The 20647-nt window shown below is 52.0% G+C and carries 18 protein-coding genes and 1 pseudogene; 7 read left to right on the top strand and 12 right to left on the bottom strand.

All coding sequences use genetic code 11. The features are described from left to right. The first annotated feature begins 268 nt into the window (after positions 1-268). The 4 genes from nthA (at position 269) to OA238_RS34520 (ending at position 2566) form a co-directional block, all read left to right on the top strand. The gene (gene nthA, locus OA238_RS14405; RefSeq protein ID WP_015495729.1) at positions 269-886 is read left to right on the top strand and encodes a nitrile hydratase subunit alpha; all 618 of its coding nucleotides are present in this window, start codon (positions 269-271) and stop codon (positions 884-886) included. After that, positions 883-1563, top strand: coding sequence for a nitrile hydratase subunit beta (nthB, locus tag OA238_RS14400; protein WP_015495728.1), 681 nt, complete (start codon positions 883-885; stop codon positions 1561-1563). The genes nthA and nthB overlap by 4 nt, the downstream gene beginning before the upstream one ends. Beyond that, the gene (locus tag OA238_RS14395; protein ID WP_015495727.1) at positions 1560-1871 is read left to right on the top strand and encodes a nitrile hydratase accessory protein; all 312 of its coding nucleotides are present in this window, start codon (positions 1560-1562) and stop codon (positions 1869-1871) included. The genes nthB and OA238_RS14395 overlap by 4 nt, the downstream gene beginning before the upstream one ends. A 341-nt stretch (positions 1872-2212) precedes the next feature. After that, on the top strand, positions 2213-2566 hold the full coding sequence (locus OA238_RS34520; RefSeq protein ID WP_015495726.1) for an HGGxSTG domain-containing protein: 354 nt from the start codon (positions 2213-2215) through the stop codon (positions 2564-2566). 242 nt (positions 2567-2808) lie between these two features. Here the strand turns inward: OA238_RS34520 and OA238_RS14385 are convergent, their stop codons facing one another. From OA238_RS14385 to OA238_RS14365, 5 genes are read right to left on the bottom strand one after another with little or no spacing between them, the layout of a single operon-like run. Continuing rightward, a complete protein-coding gene (locus OA238_RS14385; protein WP_245581322.1) occupies positions 2809-4764 on the bottom strand; it encodes a DUF927 domain-containing protein in 1956 nt (651 codons plus the stop codon). Beyond that, complete coding sequence (locus tag OA238_RS14380) at positions 4709-5563, bottom strand: primase alpha helix C-terminal domain-containing protein (RefSeq protein ID WP_015495724.1); 855 nt, start codon at positions 5561-5563, stop codon at positions 4709-4711. The genes OA238_RS14385 and OA238_RS14380 overlap by 56 nt, the downstream gene beginning before the upstream one ends. Then, complete coding sequence (locus tag OA238_RS14375) at positions 5554-5757, bottom strand: helix-turn-helix transcriptional regulator (protein ID WP_044036896.1); 204 nt, start codon at positions 5755-5757, stop codon at positions 5554-5556. Before OA238_RS14375 ends, OA238_RS14380 begins: the two co-directional genes overlap by 10 nt. Positions 5758-5815: 58 nt before the next feature. After that, the gene (locus OA238_RS14370) at positions 5816-6286 is read right to left on the bottom strand and encodes a hypothetical protein (protein ID WP_044036895.1); all 471 of its coding nucleotides are present in this window, start codon (positions 6284-6286) and stop codon (positions 5816-5818) included. Beyond that, positions 6279-7469: a tyrosine-type recombinase/integrase gene (locus OA238_RS14365; protein ID WP_015495723.1), complete on the bottom strand. Its 1191-nt coding sequence runs from the start codon at positions 7467-7469 to the stop codon at positions 6279-6281. Before OA238_RS14365 ends, OA238_RS14370 begins: the two co-directional genes overlap by 8 nt. Positions 7470-7921: 452 nt before the next feature. On the opposite strand from OA238_RS14365, the gene OA238_RS14355 reads away from it, so the two are divergent. Further along, positions 7922-9474 (top strand): IS3 family transposase gene (locus OA238_RS14355; RefSeq protein WP_245581321.1). Its coding sequence is split into 2 segments (ribosomal slippage): positions 7922-8390 and positions 8390-9474, totalling 1554 coding nucleotides; the frame shifts between segments, so codons are not numbered across the junction. A 396-nt stretch (positions 9475-9870) separates the two neighbouring features. Here OA238_RS14355 and OA238_RS14350 read toward each other — a convergent pair. Next, positions 9871-10200 carry a nuclear transport factor 2 family protein gene (locus OA238_RS14350; protein ID WP_015495722.1) on the bottom strand — a complete coding sequence of 110 codons (330 nt, stop codon included), beginning with the start codon at positions 10198-10200 and terminating at the stop codon, positions 9871-9873. A gap of 212 nt (positions 10201-10412) precedes the next feature. Further along, complete coding sequence (locus OA238_RS30305; protein ID WP_083906744.1) at positions 10413-10652, bottom strand: CDGSH iron-sulfur domain-containing protein; 240 nt, start codon at positions 10650-10652, stop codon at positions 10413-10415. Positions 10653-11384: 732 nt separating this feature from the next. Between OA238_RS30305 and OA238_RS14345 the strand changes: the two genes are divergently transcribed. Then, positions 11385-12632, top strand: coding sequence for an IS256-like element ISOan6 family transposase (locus OA238_RS14345; protein ID WP_015495721.1), 1248 nt, complete (start codon positions 11385-11387; stop codon positions 12630-12632). A 10-nt stretch (positions 12633-12642) separates the two neighbouring features. Here OA238_RS14345 and OA238_RS14340 read toward each other — a convergent pair whose 3' ends face one another. Next, entirely contained in the window at positions 12643-12885 is a 243-nt protein-coding gene (locus OA238_RS14340; protein WP_044036892.1) for a hypothetical protein, read from the bottom strand. A 250-nt stretch (positions 12886-13135) separates the two neighbouring features. Between OA238_RS14340 and OA238_RS14335 the strand changes: the two genes are divergently transcribed. Then, positions 13136-14383, top strand: coding sequence for an IS256-like element ISOan6 family transposase (locus OA238_RS14335; RefSeq protein ID WP_015495720.1), 1248 nt, complete (start codon positions 13136-13138; stop codon positions 14381-14383). Positions 14384-15976: 1593 nt separating this feature from the next. Here OA238_RS14335 and OA238_RS33890 read toward each other — a convergent pair. From OA238_RS33890 to OA238_RS14310, 4 genes and pseudogenes are all read right to left on the bottom strand, one after another. Beyond that, a pseudogene (locus OA238_RS33890) lies at positions 15977-17316 on the bottom strand (IS3 family transposase); the annotation flags it as partial. 541 nt (positions 17317-17857) lie between these two features. Beyond that, a complete protein-coding gene (choV, locus tag OA238_RS14320; RefSeq protein ID WP_015495717.1) occupies positions 17858-18898 on the bottom strand; it encodes a choline ABC transporter ATP-binding protein in 1041 nt (346 codons plus the stop codon). Positions 18899-18900: 2 nt separating this feature from the next. Then, the gene (gene choW / locus OA238_RS14315; RefSeq protein WP_015495716.1) at positions 18901-19734 is read right to left on the bottom strand and encodes a choline ABC transporter permease subunit; all 834 of its coding nucleotides are present in this window, start codon (positions 19732-19734) and stop codon (positions 18901-18903) included. Continuing rightward, complete coding sequence (locus OA238_RS14310; protein ID WP_015495715.1) at positions 19721-20644, bottom strand: alpha/beta fold hydrolase; 924 nt, start codon at positions 20642-20644, stop codon at positions 19721-19723. The genes choW and OA238_RS14310 overlap by 14 nt, the downstream gene beginning before the upstream one ends. Between the last annotated feature and the right edge of the window lie 3 nt (positions 20645-20647).

Genomic DNA, 20647 nt, shown 5'->3' with positions numbered 1-20647 from the left:
CCGGGGACCCCGGATCAGGGACCCTGCGCCTTGGACACTGGGCCTTTAGTATTAGAGTGGTGGATTCATTGGGTGGGGGTTTTGTTTGGATGCCTATGCCATGGATAGTCACGTACCAATTTCAAGCCAACCCGTGCCGCTGCTCTTGCTGAGTGGTGTCAATTATTGAGCGCATAGATTTAGGCTGTGGCAGCAATTTGATGCTTGTTCTCATTAGTCTGAGAGCATCCCACTAGACAGAAGGCAGCGTGCCTTTTATGAACAGCCTATGCCTCATGACCATACTGATCACGATCACCCGCACACATTGCTACCCTCTGACCCTGCTCTTCGGGTCAAGGCGCTTGAAACCATCCTGACCCAAAAAGGGTTGATTGACCCCGCGGCGTTGGACAAAATCATTGAAGCCTACGAGACCAAGATTGGGCCGCGCAATGGCGCCCGTGTGGTCGCAAACGCTTGGACTGACCCTACCTTCAAGGCCGCATTGCTAAGTGATGCGACGTCTGTGGTGTCTGAGTTGGGCTATTATGGCCGGCAAGGCGAACATATGGTGGTGGTAGAGAATACAGACGAGGTGCACAATATCGTCGTGTGTACGTTGTGCAGCTGTTACCCGTGGCCTTTGCTCGGCATCCCGCCTGCATGGTATAAATCAGATGCTTATCGCGCCCGCGCTGTCCGAGAGCCGCGCAGGGTGTTGGCTGAATTTGGCGTGACCTTGCCCAGTGAAAAGGCTGTGCGCGTTTGGGATTCCACTGCTGAGATTCGTTATTTGGTGCTGCCACAGCGTCCTAAGGGCACGGATGGAATGGATAAGGTCGCGTTGATGGGCCTGATCACCCGCGATAGCATGATTGGCACAGGATTGGCGATCGCGCCATGAGCCGCGTTCACGATATGGGTGGCCGCTTTGGCGATGGTATGATTGTGCCCGAGACTGAAGATGATCCCGTTTTTCATGAAAAGTGGCATGGCCGCGCGCTGGCCATAACTTTGGCCGCTGGTGCCTTAGGAAAATGGAATATCGATATTAGCCGTCATGGTCGAGAATGCCTTTCGCCTGTCGATTACGCATCCATGTCATATTACGAAAAATGGATGGCGGGTTTGGCTGGGCTGTTGGTGGACACTAATATCCTAAGTCGTGAAGAATTGGAGAAAGGCCGTGCGATTGGATCAAGTAATCTGACAGCTAAGCGGATGGACGCGGATAAGGTTGCAGGGGTTTTGGCCTCTGGTGGTCCTGCTGATCGTCCCAGTGATGTGCCTGTTTTTTACAACGTTGGCGAGACGGTCCGCACCCGTAAGATCAATGGCAACCGCCATGTGAACGGTGGGCACACGCGGCTGCCCACATATGTCGCTGGGGCAGTGGGGCGTATCGTGATGATCCATGGCACACATATATTACCAGACAGCAGTGCACACCGTTTGGGTGACGCTGCGGAGCCACTTTATGCGGTCGCCTTTTCGGCGTCGGAGTTGTGGGCTAACCCTGAGCACCCTAAAGACGAGGTCGTCTTGGATTTGTGGCAAAGTTATCTTAGTGGTGCATCTTGAGCGCCCGCGAACCTGTGTTTGAGGCTCCGTGGCACGTACAGTTGTTTGCCCTGACTGTTCATTTGAACGAGGCGGGGTACTTTGCGTGGCCTGATTGGGCGGATCGCTTTAGCGCAACCCTGAAGCGTCAAGGCGTGGATAAAGATCTGAATGGCGGTGACGATTACTTTAGCGCATGGCTTGAAACGTTAGAGGCGTATTTATCCGAAACAGGTGCCGCGTTGCCAAAGGACGTCGTACAGATGCGCGATGCGTGGGAGCAGGCCTATCTTTCAACGCCCCACGGTGAACCTGTCGCGCTGGGATAGCGCAGCCGCAACTGTCTACGTGGCTCTGCCAGGTAAAACTCGCTTGAAGCGGATAGAGCGACTTTGTAACCTCGTCGAATGACAAAACACTCCTCATCTCGCTACATCAAACCTGGCCCGGGGTTGCTGCACCATCTTGTCTAGACCCATGGACTGGGAACCAAGAACCTTGGGCCCCGGACAATTGAGTACGCATCCACGTCCGCGTTCAGCGCTGCTTGGACTCAGTTGGCGTTGGATGATTTTGCTCGGACCGCGGTCCGTGGACCAAGCCACGCATGCCTAGTCACACCATCCAAAATGGGGTATTATAAAACCCCATAAATGGTGGAGATTTTAACATGACAAACACCAACCTCGAAAATGGCATTCCATGGCGGTTTGGTCCTAATTGGCCTGGCCAACGGTGCGGCGCAAAAACACGTAAGGGTACGCCATGCCAGCGGCCTGCTAGGCTGCCTGTGGGGCGCTGTAAACTCCATGGAGGGGCTTCCACTGGCCCAAGGACCGAGGAAGGCAGGGCGCGGATCGCGGTCCTTCACACTACGCACGGACGACTGACGAAGGAAAAGCGGGTGGAGGCCCGTCTGAGAGCTCAGGTTGGACGGGAGATCCGAGCCGAGCTGCGAGACATCGAGCAGGATGCCATCGCAGCGGGGACCTTGGACAAGGACTGGCGGGACCAGTTCAAATAAGTCCAGCGTTCAGACCAACCTTTCTTCTTCGCCCGCGGATGGCTGGAAGTCCCAGGTGTCCCAACCTGTCTCACCTCTGCAAATCCTATAAAATGCTTTTGGTGAAATGACTTAACGCTAGGTGTCACAGGTGTCACAGTTGTATAACTAACCTACCTATAAATCTGTCTTTACGGGTAAACAGTTTTAGGAGGGGTGTTGTTACACTCCTGTGACAGCCGGGACACTGGGACAGTCAGAAGTCAAAAGGGGATGTCATCAGCCGGGTAGCTACTGGGCTCAACCACTCCTTCGTCGGTATCGAAGACATGTGATAGACTTAGAGCGTAAACATTGCGTCTAGCGCCAAGCAGACTGACTTTTGCAGTGTTGCGTCCCTTATCACAATTAGTGAGGAGGCCCGCCTCACGTAGGCTTTTCCCGATCGCTAGCTGACTGGAGCCGAGATGGTTGTCCAGAGATGAAGCAATAGCTTTGACAACGCTTAATGATGCGCCTGGCTCAATATAAATGGTATCCTGATCGATCCAGCCAATCCTGCTTCCCATAGCTTCGCTGCGGAACCCTGTATGAGTTTCCACCCGCCGCCAGCCCAAAGTCCGCGAATTTGAAGGCTCACCGCCATGCTTGCCTTCGATGTGCGCCTTTCCGCTAGAGACAGCTACACGTATGAGCTCTACAAAACGTTGTGCGTCTGACGCTTCCTTGTCGATAGATGTTTGCAAGGATGCCAAATTGCCTGCCGCTTTTGTACCGAGTGTCATAAAGGCCGCGGTTTTTGATGAGCTAACCTCGCCAGCCTTCCCAGCAAAATCGAGAAACGCGCGCAGCCCAGTTAAAAGATTGGCGAGATTATCTTGCATCCTTGCATGTCCACCAGTGCCTATGTTTGCACGATTGCACTCCGATGTGATTTCAATAAGCTCAAGTAGCCTATTAGCCTTGGCCTCTGCTGCCAGCCATTGGACAAAGGTGGCCATGACCGTGGCCAGAGTACCGTCACGAACAAGTTTTTGCAGTCTGCTCAAAACTTTGGTGTCTATATCTCCTCGGGCGATATTGATGATAACTAACCGTGCCTGAAGTGAATGACCGTTTGGAATATCTTCACCAGTCGCTAGAATAATGCCCCTCGGATAAAATGCATTTCTGATTTCGGCCGTGGAGGTCATTCGGCTTCGGCCCGATTGGTTGCCCTGGGCTCGGAGTAGCCGCTCAGCATTTGTATGGGTTTTGGCCACTTCTTGTTTTGTCCCACGTGCTACGAAGTCATCGACAACTAGGAGACAGTCTTTTGCTAAGAAGGCTGTCTTCTCAAGAGCGTTTCCAGTGCTTGACCAATTCGCAGGGAGATGTGCTCCGTCGAACTTTGGGCCCCAAAAACCCTGTAGCACGCCAGCTGCAGCGGATTTGAACGTTCCTGTCGTGCCTTGTAGGTAAACTGAACAGGTCGCCGGTTGAAAGTGGCACAGGGTTGCCCGCATGACAGCGCCAAGTAGCACAAGTGCCACGCCATCTCGTTGCAAGTGACAAAATGCTTCCAGTATTCCTTCGAGATCCAAGGTCCGAGGATCAACGGGCGCGGGTAGACTGAAATCACCCAGTGGTCCCTGTAGCTCGCAACTCGCATCGAGATTAAGACCTTTTGTGCCGATTCCGCCTGTGTGGGTTAAGTATAACAGCTCATCATTGAATTGGGACCAGCCGGCGTGTTGGCAAAGTTGCAATATCTCCGGATTGGACCGTTCTTTGATGGCGGCTACGACATGGTCCCTGAAGCGACTGCCCACGGTAATCTGTGCGCTAGCTCCCCACGAAGTGGGAAGCCAGTCTAAGCGGTCAAACTCAGATGCAGGAACATCAATGGTGGGCATTGCCTCACCTGTCTCCAGTCTGCCCGATACCTTAAAGTGGCGGGATGTAGTCAGGCCGTCATTTTTGACGACCTCACGTTCAATCTCTGCGGTAAAATTACATAGCCGGATTGGCTTAGCTTCTCCCTTCCTGTCAAACTTCAACAGGTGAAAAGCGCCCCCAAAGTCTGCATACTGCCGCGACATTTCAAGATTAGCCGCCGCAAGATCGGCCGCCTCCCGCGCTGCATTGCTGTCCGCTTCAAGACGTGCAGTGATTGATGTCCCCTCAACCATGGCGGCTATGCTTTTTAAAGATGGAACGGGCAGTGTTCCGAACTTCACAGAAGCCAAGCGGAGGCTTACAACAGCGTTGGTTGATTATCATAAGCTCTTCAAGAAGCTGTTCTTCAGTGAGCTTATGAACGCGAATCAGAAACCCGGCTCTTCTAGCAAGGGCATTATTTCTACCTCCCTCGGTTACGGTGTCATAAAGTTCTTTGCGAACGCCACCGTTCCCTTGCGTTTGACGTTTAGCTGTAAGGGACTGGCGCTCTGCCGCCCGGATTATCTTGCGTAAACCGTCTGGGATTATTGTGATCCCGGCTGGAGCCAATACGTCCTGCTGTTCGTAGCACGACCTCATATGCTGCTGTTCATCTAAAACAAACTTATCAACCGTAGGTGGGATGGAAATCAGTTCACCGGACCTCCGGACGAAAACGCCAGGAAACAGATCCAAACCACCTTCAAGAAACTGGTCTTTTCCGGAGTAGAACAGACATGTGTGGAAACGCCCTTCTGACACTCCATTAACAATAATTTCATGTCTGATAAGAGTGTCGCAACATGGGCAGAAGTAGCCCTGGTCTTCTAAAGTATGCATGCCAACACCAGGCTCATATGTGTAAGCTGTCAGGGCTACTAATCCAGATTTGGGGCCAGTTTTTACCGCGATACCCAACTTTTGGGGGTGCTTCAAAATGGCCTGATATGTAGCGTATGCGTCCCCACGCTCTGTTTTTGTGCGAGGATCAACTGCTCTTTTGCCATTATGCATAAGTACTATTTCGACGCCCATCGCGCTCCAGCTAGCAGCAGCCAATGCGACATCTTCATTTTGTGCCTGACATGTCATTTGCATTCCTCCACGCGCGCAGTAATCCATGCGTCGATTTCAGTCTCTTGCCATCCCGCAGCACGGCCGCCTGGAGCTAACTTATAGGGTTTGGGGAATTTGCCTTGTGCAACCAGCCCGTAGATTGTGGAAGGTTGAAACCCTACTTTTGAGGGAAGGTCTTTCATACGCAGTGTGCGGATATTTGAAACGGTTTGCATATCTGAATAACTCCTATGATATCCACAGTCGTTCTGGAGACATTGGAGCTTGTGGTGCTTAACTCTGCGTTTTTTCTAACTGACCCATCCACCACCTAACTGATCGTGGACTGAATATGAGGTCTTCTAACCCATTCGAAATAGCTGCGTTATACGCTTCTGATGAAGGCTCAGCTAACTGCTGTGTTATCCAAGAACAGAAGTAGGTCCGAGTGACAGATTTGTTTTTTTGGGGGTTCTCTATGAATAAATCGGCCAGTCTAGGAAGAAACGCTTTCGCCTGATTCCTAACGTCTTCAGTTAGCTTTCCACCCTTCAATCCTCTGATAGTTTTTACGGATATTGTATTTTTCTCTAGTGATTTCAGTGCTTCTTTTTGAGGTAATAAGCCGGCAATGCCACTTGTATCATTAAGAATTTGAGCATGTGCTGCGAGAGCTAAGAGCCATGTGTTGGAAGACGCAACTTTCCCAGACTTTTTGTTCACCAAAACCAGGTGGACTTTATTGGCGCCGGCGTGTTCAACCAATGTACTCACTCCAAGCGCCCATAAGCTCTCTGCGTCGCTCCAACTGATCTCCTCGCCGGTAGGCGGCCTCAGCTTTGTTCCTGATAGTATGGGCGAGTGCTAGCTCAATTGTCTCGTTTGAGAACTGATGAGCTTCCTCCGCCGCCCAGTCTCTGAAGGTACTGCGAAAGCCATGTGGTGTGTATGGCCCCACATCCATCTTCCTCAATAGGGCGAGCATGGCCCCATCGCTTAGCCCGGTCCCAGCCTTCCAACCGGAAAATACAAAATCGTCTGGGTTTCGGTTAGATTTCATGCTGTTAAGGATTTCCATTGCACGATTGCAGAGCGGCACTCGATGTTCCCTGCCTGCTTTCATGCGATCTGCTGGAATGGTCCATACTTTGGTGGTGAGGTCAATCTCCTGCCATCTCGCACCACGGACCTCGCCTGTTCGTGCTGCAGTCAATATCATAAACTCCATCGCTAAAGCTGAGCTTCCCTTGCGGCCTCTCAGCTTTATTATGAACGTAGCTATCTGTTTGTATGGCACCGCTGCGTGATGCTTGACCCGTTTTACTTTGGCAGTCTTGGCAAGGATTTTATCAAGGTGGCCGCGTAGTCGGGCAGGGTTCTCACCTTCGACATACTTCCGTGCGCGTGCCCAATACCAGACGGTTTCAATACGTTGTCTAACGCGACTGGCAGTCTCAGCCTTGGATATCCATATTGGTTCGATAGCCTTCAAGACGAGATCCGTATCTAAATCGGAAACGGATAGGTTACCAAAGACCGGGTATGCATAAGTCGTGAGCGAGTTAGCCCATTGCTGAGCATGTTTGGCATTTTTCCACTCAGGCTTTTTACTGGCGATGCATTGTTCTGCGGCTTCCTGAAACGTTATTGACCGTGCTTGTTCCAACTGCCTTGCGCGCTTGACCTTCTCGCGTTCTTCTAGTGGATCTAAACCGCTTAGAACTTGCCTGCGGCATTCCAAGGCCATGTCCCGTGCCACCGCTAGTGATACCAAACTAAGCGCCCCCAAACCCATCTCACGCTGCTTGGCAGTAACCGGCGATTTGTAACGAAACAGCCAGGATTTGGTGCCGCCACTGGCAACCTGTAGATATAGGCCCGGGTCACAGCGGTGATAGCCAACGTCAGTGACTGTCTCTACGCCCCGTGCCGATTTCAGAAAAGCCATGATGATCTATCCCTACCCACAACGCTACCCACAACAAAGTAGCAGATTACAGCAGGTCTGAATAGGTCTGATAATGTATCAAGTGCATGAAATATGCTGTTTTAGCCAACCAAATAAGAGGTTGTCGTATTTCTGCAGATAATAGTACGGGGGACTGAGCCTCCGCCATCATACCATTATTGCTATAATCACTAGTAAAATAAGGGGTATGGTGGTGTGAGTTGAAAGAGCTTACTCACACGTTTAACTCACACGTCTAACTCACACGTTTCCCGCAGACATGTTTTGATGAACTTAAAGGCACTGTTTGAGGCGCTCATGGTGGTTGATCCGATTCCTAGCTATTTGCGCTGGACTTCAGGTGTATAATCCCTACCCCCCCCCTCTGTCAGGGATGTTGTCCGCTGCTCTATTTTTCTCTAATTTTCAGGTGGGCGGATTAGGACAATGACATGGGATATTCACTGGAACGAAAAGCAGCTGTGCTGAAACGGATGCTTCCGCCGAACAACGTGGCCATTCGGCAGCTTTCGCAGGAGGAAGGGATTTCGGAGGCGACGCTTTTCTCTTGGCGTGCTCAGGCGCGCAACAAGGGGCAGCTTTTGCCTGACGCTGATGCGAGCCCTGAGGGCTGGTCTTCACGTGACAAGTTTGCGGCGGTGTTGGAAACTGCTGCGCTGAACGAGGCTGACCTAGCCGAATACTGCCGCAAACGCGGCCTTTACCCGGCGCAGATTGCCATGTGGCGAGTTGCTTGCGAGCAGGCCAACGACTGGGACCGCACGAGTGCAGCACGTCTTGTGCGTGCGACCAAGGAAGACAAGAAACGGATGAAAGATTTGGAACGTGAGCTTGCTCGCAAGGATCGCGCACTGGCCGAAACTGCAGCACTGCTTGTTCTGCGAAAAAAGGCCTCAGCGATCTGGGGGGACGGAGAGGACGCATGATCAGCACCCCAGATCGCCAAACCGCAGTTGCTCTGATCAATGAGGCCGTCACCGCAGGAGCGCGGCGCGCCAAAGCCTGTTCCGAGTTGGAAATCAGCGAACGCACTCTGCGGCGCTGGACAAAAGACGGCGAGGTTCGCCCTGATAAGCGCCCCCTCGTGCCGCGTGCGGAACCAGCAAACGCGTTGAGTACGGCAGAACGCGCGGCTGTTCTAGATGTCTGTAATTCAAAGGAGTTCTCTAGCCTTCCCCCAAGTCAGATTGTGCCAAAGCTAGCCGATCAGGGTCGATATCTGGCCTCGGAATCGAGTTTCTACCGCATTTTGCGCGCCAATGGATTGCAGCATCACCGGGGTCGAGCCAAGTCCCCAGTCAAGCGTAAGAAGCCCACAAGCTATCAGGCCAGTGCGCCCTGTGAGGTCTGGACCTGGGACATTACCTGGATGCCGGGACCTGTCGCAGGCATGTTCTTCTATCTGTATCTGATCGTGGACATCTTCAGCCGGAAGATCGTGTGCTGGGAGGTCCATGAGCGTGAAAGTGCGGATCTGGCTGCCATTCTGATCCGGCAAGCAGTGCTAGCGGAGGGCTGTCAGTTGCGCCCCTTGGTTCTGCACGCTGACAACGGCAGTCCTATGAAGGGCGCCACGATGAAGGTGACGATGGAAAAACTAGGGATCACGGCCTCCTACAGTCGCCCTCGCGTAAGCAACGACAACCCTTTCTCAGAGGCGTTGTTCCGAACCTGCAAATACCGCCCGGACTGGCCGACCAAGGGCTTTGCCACCAAGGCGGATGCTCAAACCTGGGTCCAAACCTTCGCTGGTTGGTACAATAGTGAACACCTGCACAGCGCCATCCGCTTCGTCACGCCGAATGCGCGCCACGCAGGTCATGATCGTGCAACGCTCACAAATCGTGCCAATCTCTATGCCACTGCTCGCGCGCAAAACCCGCAACGCTGGTCAGGAAAAACCCGAAACTGGCAACCAGCAGGACCCGTCTGGCTGAACCCAGAAAACGAAATCAGCGCCTCTGAAATCAGAGACGCTGCATGAAATTGGCGGACAACACCTTTGACAAACACCGCTACGTAGCCCAGCGCATTTTTACTTGTCATACTCGATCTGCATTGCGGGAATTGATAATCAAGACCTCTAACGTCATTGCTAGACGATATGCTCAAGATTTTCGCTGTGACTGATTGGTGGTATTACGAAGAATAGCAAAACAGGCCCTCAGCGACCCCTCACAGGCCGAAAAAGCGCCGCACAGTTACCTTTGTACATTTTACCCACCCAACCCAGCAAGTCAACACAACGATCACCTAATGATCTATTCGCGCTAGGCCTCAGGTGTCTTATCCTACGGGGCCCAGCGCATTGTTATTTGTCATGCTCTATCGGCTTTATGGGAATTAATAAGTTAACGTACGGTATGATCTATTTACGCCTTCAATCCAGAGGCGTAGCACCAGTTTCTATACGGATCATTTTTCCGTCTTTTAAAGTGTAAACGTGCATGACAGCTTCTTTAGTATCGTCTGGGTAAGACATAAAATCATGTGAAACTAAGATTTCATCATTTTCATAAACACAGCGTGATGAATCATATATAAATTTTGGATTGTCTATTATACTTGAAACCATAGATATCCACTCAGTCTTGGAAAATGTTTTTCCTGATTTATGAAAGACGATGACAGCATCTTTGTGAACGATTTCCGCATACGCATCGATGTCTCGGTCAGACAGTGCTTTGGTTAATTTATCATAAATCGACATTTGATCTCCAAATTCTTTATTTGTAGTATTTTATGGGTGACAACAGTAGAATATATTTGGCTCATTTGCTATAGCGGTGGGGTGATTATCCAACTGACAGTCAACATCGCGCCCATATACCATCTGCATACCATCTGCATACCATCTGCATACCATCTGCATACCATCTGCATACCATCTGCATACCATCTACAGAATTGCTCAGCTTCAAATTAGAGCTTGGAGTGACTGCCATCGCAAACTGGTGCCTTTCCCGAAGCCTTACAGCCACAAAAGAAGACCTTACTGTCCGTTTCTGATGTGTACTTAACGGGTGTAAAATTCGTACCTTTATGGCTTCCATCACAGAACGGCTGCTTGCTGCTCTGCCCACAGGCGCACCAGAAGTAACTTTTCCCAGCTTCAACTTCTATGGCGTATGGCGATTTTTGCGCAACTACTGGCTCTGACATGGCGTGATCCTTCTTATTTTATAGATAATCGAATGAAAAATGTGTAAGCGAACTGATCGAGAGTCCATACCCTTTTTGGAGGTTTTTTCTAGTATGATTGCCTTGTTGGAATTATTCCTCTGACGCTACCTTTGGGCCAGATTGCCAAAGAGAACTTGCTGAGACGTATGTATGCTGACTACAACGACAGGTGGAGTTCTATGTTAGGGAATCTGGACAGAACAATGTTATGGTGGCTTCACCAGACTATATGCCAGCTTATCTCACGAAGAATAGCACGCACAGGCCCTCATTAACCCCTCACAGGCCGAAAGGGCTTCACTCAGGGCCATTAGCTAATTTTGGCAACCAGTACCAGCAAGTGAACGTTAAGGTCATCTAGCAAGCCTATAGCCAAGCTTAAACTCAACTCATCCTAGTAATGATAGAGGGCTACTGTTGCTGTTCTCAGGTAGGGGGCTACTGTTACTGCTCTCCAGGTGTCTTACCAATCCAGTATGTCTCATGGAAGTTGTCCCTCCTGAAGTTCATAAATTTGAGTATTCTATCTGAGTATTGTTCTGTCTGGTTGGTCATAGCTAGAACATCGTTAAAGGTCTCAAGATATCTACTTCTATCAACTGACTGCAGAGCTATGACTGAATCTGGTGTTTGAGTGGTTTGAAGGTTGGCGGCGTATCTGGTTGAATTGTTGTTGGAAGACAGCAGCCCAACCAAAGGAGATACACCACCATGGGAACTACTAACATTGTTGATTTTGCGCGTCGAGACGAGATGACGGACGCGTTGACGGAGTTGCTGAAAACGGGAGCACAACAATTGATCGCGACAGCAGTTGAGGCTGAGCTTGTCAGTTATTTGGCGCAATTTACCGGCTTACGCACCGATGCCGGTCACGCGGCAGTCGTGCGTAATGGACATCATCCGGCCCGCCCGTTTCAAACGGGCATTGGCCCTGTGAGCGTGCGCATTCCAAAGGTTCGGTCCAAGGACGGCACACTGGTGACATTCCGGTCTGCCCTGGTGCCGCCCTATGTGCGCCGCACGAAGACGCTGGAAGCGGCCTTGCCATGGCTTTACCTCAAAGGGATCTCCAGCGGCGAGATGGCTCCCGCCCTCAAGGTTCTTCTGGGCCCAGATGCCGTTGGCTTGTCGGCTAATACGGTTTCGCGTTTAAAACGCGATTGGGCCAATGAATACGAGGCTTGGAAAGGCGCTGAGTTAGATGACGAGCCCATCGTCTATATCTGGGCCGACGGCGTTCACAGCGGCCTTCGGGGCGAGGATGACAAGCTCTGTGCCCTTGTTATTATTGGGGTAACTGCCCGTGGCAAGAAGCGATTTCTGGCAATTGAGGATGGGGTGCGCGAGTCCACGCAGAGCTGGCGCGAGGTTCTGCTTAACCTCAAAAGCCGAGGCATGAATGCGCCCAAACTGGCCATCGGGGACGGTGCCATGGGGTTTTGGGCGGCCATGGACGAAGTCTATCCTGAGACCCGCCATCAACGCTGTTGGCAACACAAAACGATGAACGTGCTCAATTGTTTACCCAAGCTGTCTCAGCCAAAAGCCAAGGCCGCGCTGCACGACATCTGGCAGGCCGAGACCAAAGTCGATGCAGAAAAGGCGTTCGATCTGTTCATCAAAACCTACGAACCCAAATACCCCAAGGCCACACTATGCCTGCAAAAAGATCGTGAGGAACTCATGGCATTCTTCGACTTCCCGGCGCAGCATTGGCAAAGCATCCGCACTAGCAATCCAATTGAATCGGCCTTCGCGACGATCCGGCATCGTACCAAGCGTTCAAAGGGCTGCCTGTCACGCGATGGCATGCTGCACATGATGTTCAAACTGGGGCAATGTGCTGAGCAAAATTGGAGGAAGCTACGCGGCTTTGACTACCTCGCAAAAGTCATCACAGGCGTCACGTTCAAAGACGGAATCGAAACCACAAACCCCGACCAGATCACCGCATGACCAACAATACTCAAACACCAGATTTGACAATAACTCCTGACTGCATGGCCATGATACCATTATAGCTAGGAACTTCTTGTTCTACTGCTAGGTCTCTTCCTACAAGGTTTTTGGTTGCTTTAGACATTGCACCTCTAAGAAGATCAACTCTGTTTGTTTCCACGATATAAGAATCATGAACTGATAGAATTGGGACGTTGTGCTCTACAAAGGTCTTAATGATGCTCTCTGTAATTTGGCTATCAATAAACATTAATTTGATGCCTTTATCAGAACATAGGTCATCTCCTAGATGTGGTAGCCTCTTTAGGAATGCTTCTAGTAGCTTTGATAGCTCAACATTAGTCAGCTTCTTCTCTAGTGATCCTGCTGGTTGATCCTTCCTGAATGCTTGAAATATGAGCTATGACTGAATCTGGTGTTTGAGTGGTTTGAAGGTTGGCGGCGTATCTGGTTGAATTGTTGTTGGAAGACAGCAGCCCAACCAAAGGAGATACACCACCATGGGAACTACTAACATTGTTGATTTTGCGCGTCGAGACGAGATGACGGACGCGTTGACGGAGTTGCTGAAAACGGGAGCACAACAATTGATCGCGACAGCAGTTGAGGCTGAGCTTGTCAGTTATTTGGCGCAATTTACCGGCTTACGCACCGATGCCGGTCACGCGGCAGTCGTGCGTAACGGACATCATCCGGCCCGCCCGTTTCAAACGGGCATTGGCCCTGTGAGCGTGCGCATTCCAAAGGTTCGGTCCAAGGACGGCACACCGGTGACATTCCGGTCTGCCCTGGTGCCGCCCTATGTGCGCCGCACGAAGACGCTGGAAGCGGCCTTGCCATGGCTTTACCTCAAAGGGATCTCCAGCGGCGAGATGGCTCCCGCCCTCAAGGTTCTTCTGGGCCCAGATGCCGTTGGCTTGTCGGCTAATACGGTTTCGCGTTTAAAACGCGATTGGGCCAATGAATACGAGGCTTGGAAAGGCGCTGAGTTAGATGACGAGCCCATCGTCTATATCTGGGCCGACGGCGTTCACAGCGGCCTTCGGGGCGAGGATGACAAGCTCTGTGCCCTTGTTATTATTGGGGTAACTGCCCGTGGCAAGAAGCGATTTCTGGCAATTGAAGATGGGGTGCGCGAGGCCACGCAGAGCTGGCGCGAGGTTCTGCTTAACCTCAAAAGCCGAGGCATGAATGCGCCCAAACTGGCCATCGGGGACGGTGCCATGGGGTTTTGGGCGGCCATGGACGAAGTCTATCCTGAGACCCGCCATCAACGCTGTTGGCAACACAAAACGGTGAACGTGCTCAATTGTTTACCCAAGCTGTCTCAGCCAAAAGCCAAGGCCGCGCTGCACGACATCTGGCAGGCCGAGACCAAAGTCGATGCAGAAAAGGCGTTCGATCTGTTCATCAAAACCTACGAACCCAAATATCCCAAGGCCACACTATGCCTGCAAAAAGATCGTGAGGAACTCATGGCATTCTTCGACTTCCCGGCGCAGCATTGGCAAAGCATCCGCACTAGCAATCCAATTGAATCGGCCTTCGCGACGATCCGGCATCGTACCAAGCGTTCAAAGGGCTGCCTGTCACGCGATGGCATGCTGCACATGATGTTCAAACTGGGGCAATGTGCTGAGCAAAATTGGAGGAAGCTACGCGGCTTTGACTACCTCGCAAAAGTCATCACAGGCGTCACGTTCAAAGACGGAATCGAAACCACAAACCCCGACCAGATCACCGCATGACCAACAATACTCAAACACCAGATTTGACAATAACTCCTCCAGACAAGTGGTGAGAATAACTCTGTTAATTTCGTCGTGGCCCTAATCCTAGACGTATGGTTGCCGACGCCTCCACCTGATCTGTTGTTGCTACCTTGTTTAAAGTCTATGAAGCCTTCATCGGTAAGCGCCTCAATAACTTTACGCATTCTAGAGGATATATGTAGGGCGTTATATCTACTGCCAACCTTGTACGCGTCATTGCCAAGAGCAACACCTATGCAGAGCTGCGGGTCAGTCTTACAAGCTACATACAAATCGACCAGAACAACTTTCAGGTGAGTCCTACCAGATGCCTTGCCTTGATTATTACTCTTGCCACTGATCAGGACCCTATTTTCCTCTGTAAGGCTTTCATAGACCGTATCTACAACCTGATTGATTTTAGGATGCTCTGACCAAATGTGAACGTCCAAGGGTTTAGAGTGCCATACATCGATTTCGGGTAGATCAGCCATGTTGGTCATACCTTTAGATATACATTTTTTTTCACGCAGCGCCATAAGCTGATGTTATTCAACGCAGTGTAGCCAATACCAAATCCCGATAATATAAGTCAGTAATTATGACCTAAGTGATTGTAGTTATGTTGTATTCCAGCATGAGGATGATGTGGGTGTCTAGGGTTTATATAACATTAGCAAACTACCTGATATTCCGGCCAACGCCCTTGCCGAGATGCTGTTGAAGCACTTGAGTTTTCGCTGGGGGGGGCCATAAGACCATGGGGCTTAAAAGGGTGCGTGTTGTCTAGCTTAGAATGACCCACAGGACGCTCATACAGGCCCTCTTAGCTGCTATCTCTACCCTTATGTAGGAGGGGGCAGTCGGAGGGCGGTCAAAGCACGTTTATAAGCCATCAGAAAAATCGTTAGGTCAAAGCAATCTAAAATGCTATGGATGACATATCTGGATGCTAAACGCCTAGATCACAGCCAGTGATATACCCCTCACTGATGACAGGAAATCTAAGGTAGAATGTATTTAGAAGGGACTTACTGTCGACCTTTCGACACCCCAAGTAACGACAGTAAGCCCCGACCGAAATTTTCGATGGAACCTCATAGTCGATGTTGAAATGTCTGACGTCCAAATAGCGGTATTTGATAAGAGGGTGTTGTTAGGCTCATCATTAACCACTGAGGAGTGGGACATGAGACAGACAACTGGAACACGCTAAAGAACCGTCAGCGAGGCTCCTTCCCTAAAGTCTCCCCTAAAGTCGGTACACTCAACTGACGGTTCTCGCTTAGTAGCTTCTTCACTTTACCGGTTTGGATTGAATGGCACTGGCCGTAACGCAACATGCCACTCGCTCTAATGTCTGGTTCAGCTCCACTACTATGCCTAAAATGTAGCTGAAGCTGTTGAGTCTGTAATAGTCCAGTAAGAGTAAGAAGGTGGGCCAAAAGAGAGCAGGCATATCCAATCGAATAGCTGTTTGAGTTAGCTTTGGCATGTGCGAGCTATCATCCAATGATCCATTCAAAAAAACGTGGGTGGAAATCAAAGAACCTCTCAAGCGCTGACACCAGATAATGAGTCCAGAAAGGTCTGCCCAAAATGGATTTGGTCGGGCGTCATCAGACCAATCCCGGCGTGATGATGGTCTTGGTTATACCATGCAAAGAACCTGCGGCAGAATGCGCGAGCCTGCTCGATGGTTTCAAAGTTCTTGGGGAACTCTGGCTGATATTTCAGTGTTTTGAAGTGGGCTTCGGAGAACGGGTTGTCGTTTGAGGTGTGGGGCCGACTGTGGGACTTGAGCACACCAAGATCAACCAGCATCAGGGCTGTCATCTTTGCCTTCATGGGCCCACCGCGATCTGCATGCAATGTCAGCTGATCGCGTGGAACCTCGTGTTTTTCCATCGCGTCGATGAACAGCTCTTTGAACTGGCTGGCGCTCTCCGCGTGCTCGACGCGCCAGCCAACAACGCGGCGGCTGAAGATGTCGAGGATGACATAGAGATAGAAGTAGGACCATTTCACCGGGCCCCTCAGCTTGGTGATGTCCCAAGACCAGACCTGATTGGGGGCTTCAGCTAGAAGTTCAGGCTTTTGATAGACGGGATGTGTGCGCTGTCGGCGGCGTTCGCCAACTTCGCCCTGCGCGGCCAATATCCGATACATCGTGCGGATTGAACACAGATAGGTGCCTTCATCCAGCAAGGTGGCAAAGACCTCTGTGGGCGTCTGATCCGCAAAGCGGGGTTCGCGCAGGTGGTGCAATACCTGGTCTCTTTCCCTTTCCGGTAGAGCCCGCGAAGACGCTGCGCGCGGTGGGCGTGTGCGTGGTGGTGCCGTCAGCGCCGCACGCTGTCGAAGAACGCTCGCGCGCGATAATGATAGCGCGGCGCAGACAGCCGAGGTCAAGCCGCTGCCGGTGGGCAATGCAATCGCGACGGCCATCATGATTTGCCGCTGCGCTCTTGCGTCTGCTCCATCTCGTCCAGAAGTCCCGCCACTTTTTTTGGGATGGCAATGATGGCTTCCGCCTGATCCAGACGGCGCCGCAAGGCTGTCACCTCACGGTTGGCCTTGGTCAGCTCAGCTTGCAATGGATTGGCAGGTGCCTTTTGTGGGCCACGGCGCATTGGCTGCAATGCACCCAATGTGCCGGCCGCCCGCGCACGGCGCCAATCGGTCAGTGCAGAGGAATAAAGCCCCTCCCGCCGTAGAATGGCGGAAACCCCGCCAGTGTCTGCCACTTGGTCCGTCTCATCCAGAATGCGCAGTTTGTATTTGGCTGTGAAGTTGCGTCGCTTTGGGATGCTCGTCAGTTCCGCTGTGGGAGCCAACGGCGCATTAACAACGCGGGGAGGCGACGTTGGGGCCAAAACGGCTCCAGATCCAGCATCTGGCGAAAGTGGTGATTGTGAAGGCATAACCATGGGTTCGTTCTCCTACGCCCTCAAGTGTAAACTTTAGCCAGTCAATTGTCTCACGCTTATTGGCACGGAGGGTGCAGACATCATAGACTCACTTGGAGAGTTGGAGCACCGCTGGTTTGGGCAGCAGCTATGGTGATGGGTTTGAGTTGAGCCAGAAGTCCCCGTGGATGAGGAAGTTATAACCAGTCAGCATTGGCGGGTGCTGCTTAGGGCGATAGTGACAGATGCTGCGCTATGCACATTTCGACATGAAGGGCGGGGAGCGGCCATTCGCTGCAAGCGCGAAATCGAAAGGGCAGCGTGAAGAAAGCGGACGCTCAGGGCATCAGCCAGTTTTTTCTATTGCGCAAACGCGGCGAAAGGCAGCTAGAAGCCCAAACTGCGGCTGTTCAGTGACGCAGCCAACGGCAGCCTCGGCAATGACGCCAAGCGATGCCGTTATGAACATACTCACTGATCGATTTTTTAGAGCATCTCGCCAAAACCAATGAATCAGGTTTTTGGCGAGATGCTTCTGTTCACAGCTCCGACTGATGGGCTGTTAGACTTTTTGGGTTCGAAGCAAACAGGAAAGAGCAGCCTTCGTGTCGATCAGACCAACTGGTCCGTTGCATCCAGTGACCACGATGTCACTCAAGTCATCCAACAACATCGCAATGATGTCCCGAAGCGGTGTTGTCTCTGGTATCGCACGTGCATCAGCTGCGATCTGCTGATTTAGCGGGATCATGATCTCCATTGCCCGCAACACATTCAGCGGGTTCATATGTGCCACGAATTCGGCAACGTAGGGCGTCGCAGGGTTCAGAACGATATCTTGTGGCTCAGCACATTGTACGATCCGGCCACCCTCCATGATTGCGATACGAGTACCAATTTTCAGCGCTTCATCCAGATCGTGACTAACGAATATGATCGTGCGCCCCAATTTCTCCTGCAGTTCAAGGAGCTCGTCCTGAAGCTTGTTACGGATCAGAGGGTCAAGTGCGGAAAATGGCTCGTCCATCAACAGGATCGGGGCGTCGGTTGCAAAGGCTCGCGCAAGTCCGACGCGTTGCTGCATGCCCCCGGACAGTTCGTCAACCTTGCGATCTGCCCATTCTGACAAATGCACCAGATCGAGCTGCGCACGTGCGCGGGCGTAGCGTTCGGGCGCTGCAACGCCCGCCACCTCCAGCCCATAAGCCACGTTGTCGATCACCGTCCGCCATGGCAGCAGTCCGAACTGCTGAAACACCATTGCGACTCGCTCGATGCGCAGCTTGCGCAGAGCGCGGGGGGGGGCGCCCACGACATCCACCAGACCAGCGCCTGAATTGACCTTGACTGTACCGCGTACCACCGGATTCAGCCCGTTGACGGCGCGCAGGAGCGTCGACTTGCCAGAGCCTGATAGCCCCATCAAGACGAGGATTTCACCGTTTCTGACGTCGAGCGAGCAATTGTGGACACCCAACACCTGCCCGGTTCGCTCTTTTATCTCAGAACGGGATAGTCCGTCATCCATAAGAGGCAGTGCTTCTGTGGGCTTTTTCCCGAACACTATGTTAACGTTATCGAACCGAACCATTGTATCGGACATTGTTACACCCTCCGCCGTCTGAACATGCGATCAGAGATGATCGCTACAAGGACGATGGTAATGCCAACCTCAAATCCTTGCGCGATGTTGACGGAATTAAGTGCGCGCAGGGTCGGGACGCCCAAGCCATCTGCTCCCACCAAGGCTGCAATCACCACCATCGACAAAGACAGCATGATGGTCTGTGTCAGCCCCGCCATGATCTGCGGCAGGGCATAGGGCAGCTCAACCTTCCACAAAAGTTGCATCGGAGTGGACCCAAAGGATTTGCCCGCCTCGATCAGTGCTGTGGGTGTCGACGTGATACCAAGCTGGGTCAGCCGGATTGGTGCGGGAAGGGCGAAAATCACCGTCGCGATCAGCCCGGGCACCATGCCGAGACCAAAAAGGATCAAAGCAGGGATCAGGTAGACAAAAGTCGGGATCGTCTGCATGAGATCCAACACAGGTTCCATCGCTTTGTAGAGCCACGGACGGTGCGCTGCCGCGATCCCCAGCGGCACGCCCAGCCCCATACAGACTGTCGCCGCTGCGAGGACGAGGGCCAGTGTTTCTGTGGTTTCCACCCAATACCCCTGATTGATGATCAAAAGTAGGCCAAGTGCTGTGAACACAGTAAACCCGATAGAACGCTGGGATACCCAGGCGAGCAAGGTAATCCCAGCGACAACGACAAACACGTTCGGAGCCTGCAGAAGCCAGAGGATTGCAAGAATTACGGCCTCCAACACGTCGGACAAGCTGTCAAAAGCCCAATAGTAACTATCGGTGAGCCAATCCACAAAGCGTTCCACCAACACTCCAATCGGGATCTTGTTTGCCTCAAGCCATTCCATGGTCTGTCCTCCAGTTATCTTTTTGAGCCGCTGCTGTCGCTACATTGCAAAGCCATGTTGTCAAATAGTCGAGCGCCACCGGCTCAAGACTGTGTCCTATGCCATCGAACACCTTGAATTCTGCGTGAGGGATCAGTTCACGGGCCCGGTTTGACCCATCCAGGCTCAGGCATCTGTCCTGTCTTGCGCCGATAATGATGGTCGGGGCCTGAATGCTGCGCAGGTCATCGCTGCGGTCGCCTGAACATTGTATTGCCAAAAGTTGTCGTGCGTATCCGCCTGGTGTGAATCCGGCTTCCAGCATCTTTGCCGCAAGGTCTTTTGCGTCATCCTCAGTTAGGCGCGAAGGTGACAAGAACCATATCAGATCAAGTGCCAGCATGTCGATCAGCTCTGCATTACTGTTGCCGACCTGTGCCACGGCAAGAAGTCGTGCATAGGCAGCAGGCGGAAATGGTGCCGATGCCTCGCCACCAGAACTACAAATCTGTGCAAAGGCCGTGACGCGCTTGTCTGGGCGCGCAGCAACCAACTGAGCGATCATACCGCCCATTGAAAATCCGACGATGGCAAATTTTTCCACCCCAAGGGTGTCAACCGCGCGCAACACGTCATCACGCATGTCAAACAAGGTATACGGGATCCCCGCATCATAACCGCACGGCTTCTCCGCCAACAAACGCGCAAGCCCTGGCTCAAGGTCAGGTCCGCATCGCCCCGACCGGCCCATATCGCGGTTTTCGATACAAACCACGTAAAACTGCTCTGACAACTTCCTGATAAAGTTGAGTGGCCACTCAGCCACTTGCATACCCAGCCCCAGGACCAGAACGATACACGGCGCATTTTTGTCGCCGTGTATCTCTATATGGATGGGACAGACACTTTCGATGGTTGGATGCATTCCCATCTT

This window comes from Octadecabacter arcticus 238 (assembly GCF_000155735.2).
Lineage (GTDB): Bacteria > Pseudomonadota > Alphaproteobacteria > Rhodobacterales > Rhodobacteraceae > Octadecabacter > Octadecabacter arcticus.
Note: the sequence above shows the minus strand (reverse complement) of the source record. Positions and strands in the feature narration are given on the sequence as shown.

What these genes read in the sequence shown, in the direction of transcription:
- nthA (WP_015495729.1), top strand. Translation starts at nt 269, where the DNA reads ATGCCTCATGACCATACTGATCACGATCACCCGCACACATTGCTACCC.
- nthB (WP_015495728.1), top strand. Translation starts at nt 883, where the DNA reads ATGAGCCGCGTTCACGATATGGGTGGCCGCTTTGGCGATGGTATGATT.
- OA238_RS34520 (WP_015495726.1), top strand. Translation starts at nt 2,213, where the DNA reads ATGACAAACACCAACCTCGAAAATGGCATTCCATGGCGGTTTGGTCCT.
- OA238_RS14380 (WP_015495724.1), bottom strand. Translation starts at nt 5,563, where the DNA reads ATGCAAATGACATGTCAGGCACAAAATGAAGATGTCGCATTGGCTGCT.
- OA238_RS14375 (WP_044036896.1), bottom strand. Translation starts at nt 5,757, where the DNA reads ATGCAAACCGTTTCAAATATCCGCACACTGCGTATGAAAGACCTTCCC.
- OA238_RS14365 (WP_015495723.1), bottom strand. Translation starts at nt 7,469, where the DNA reads ATGGCTTTTCTGAAATCGGCACGGGGCGTAGAGACAGTCACTGACGTT.
- OA238_RS14350 (WP_015495722.1), bottom strand. Translation starts at nt 10,200, where the DNA reads ATGTCGATTTATGATAAATTAACCAAAGCACTGTCTGACCGAGACATC.
- OA238_RS30305 (WP_083906744.1), bottom strand. Translation starts at nt 10,652, where the DNA reads ATGTCAGAGCCAGTAGTTGCGCAAAAATCGCCATACGCCATAGAAGTT.
- OA238_RS14345 (WP_015495721.1), top strand. Translation starts at nt 11,385, where the DNA reads ATGGGAACTACTAACATTGTTGATTTTGCGCGTCGAGACGAGATGACG.
- OA238_RS14340 (WP_044036892.1), bottom strand. Translation starts at nt 12,885, where the DNA reads ATGTTTATTGATAGCCAAATTACAGAGAGCATCATTAAGACCTTTGTA.
- OA238_RS14335 (WP_015495720.1), top strand. Translation starts at nt 13,136, where the DNA reads ATGGGAACTACTAACATTGTTGATTTTGCGCGTCGAGACGAGATGACG.
- choV (WP_015495717.1), bottom strand. Translation starts at nt 18,898, where the DNA reads ATGTCCGATACAATGGTTCGGTTCGATAACGTTAACATAGTGTTCGGG.
- choW (WP_015495716.1), bottom strand. Translation starts at nt 19,734, where the DNA reads ATGGAATGGCTTGAGGCAAACAAGATCCCGATTGGAGTGTTGGTGGAA.
- OA238_RS14310 (WP_015495715.1), bottom strand. Translation starts at nt 20,644, where the DNA reads ATGGGAATGCATCCAACCATCGAAAGTGTCTGTCCCATCCATATAGAG.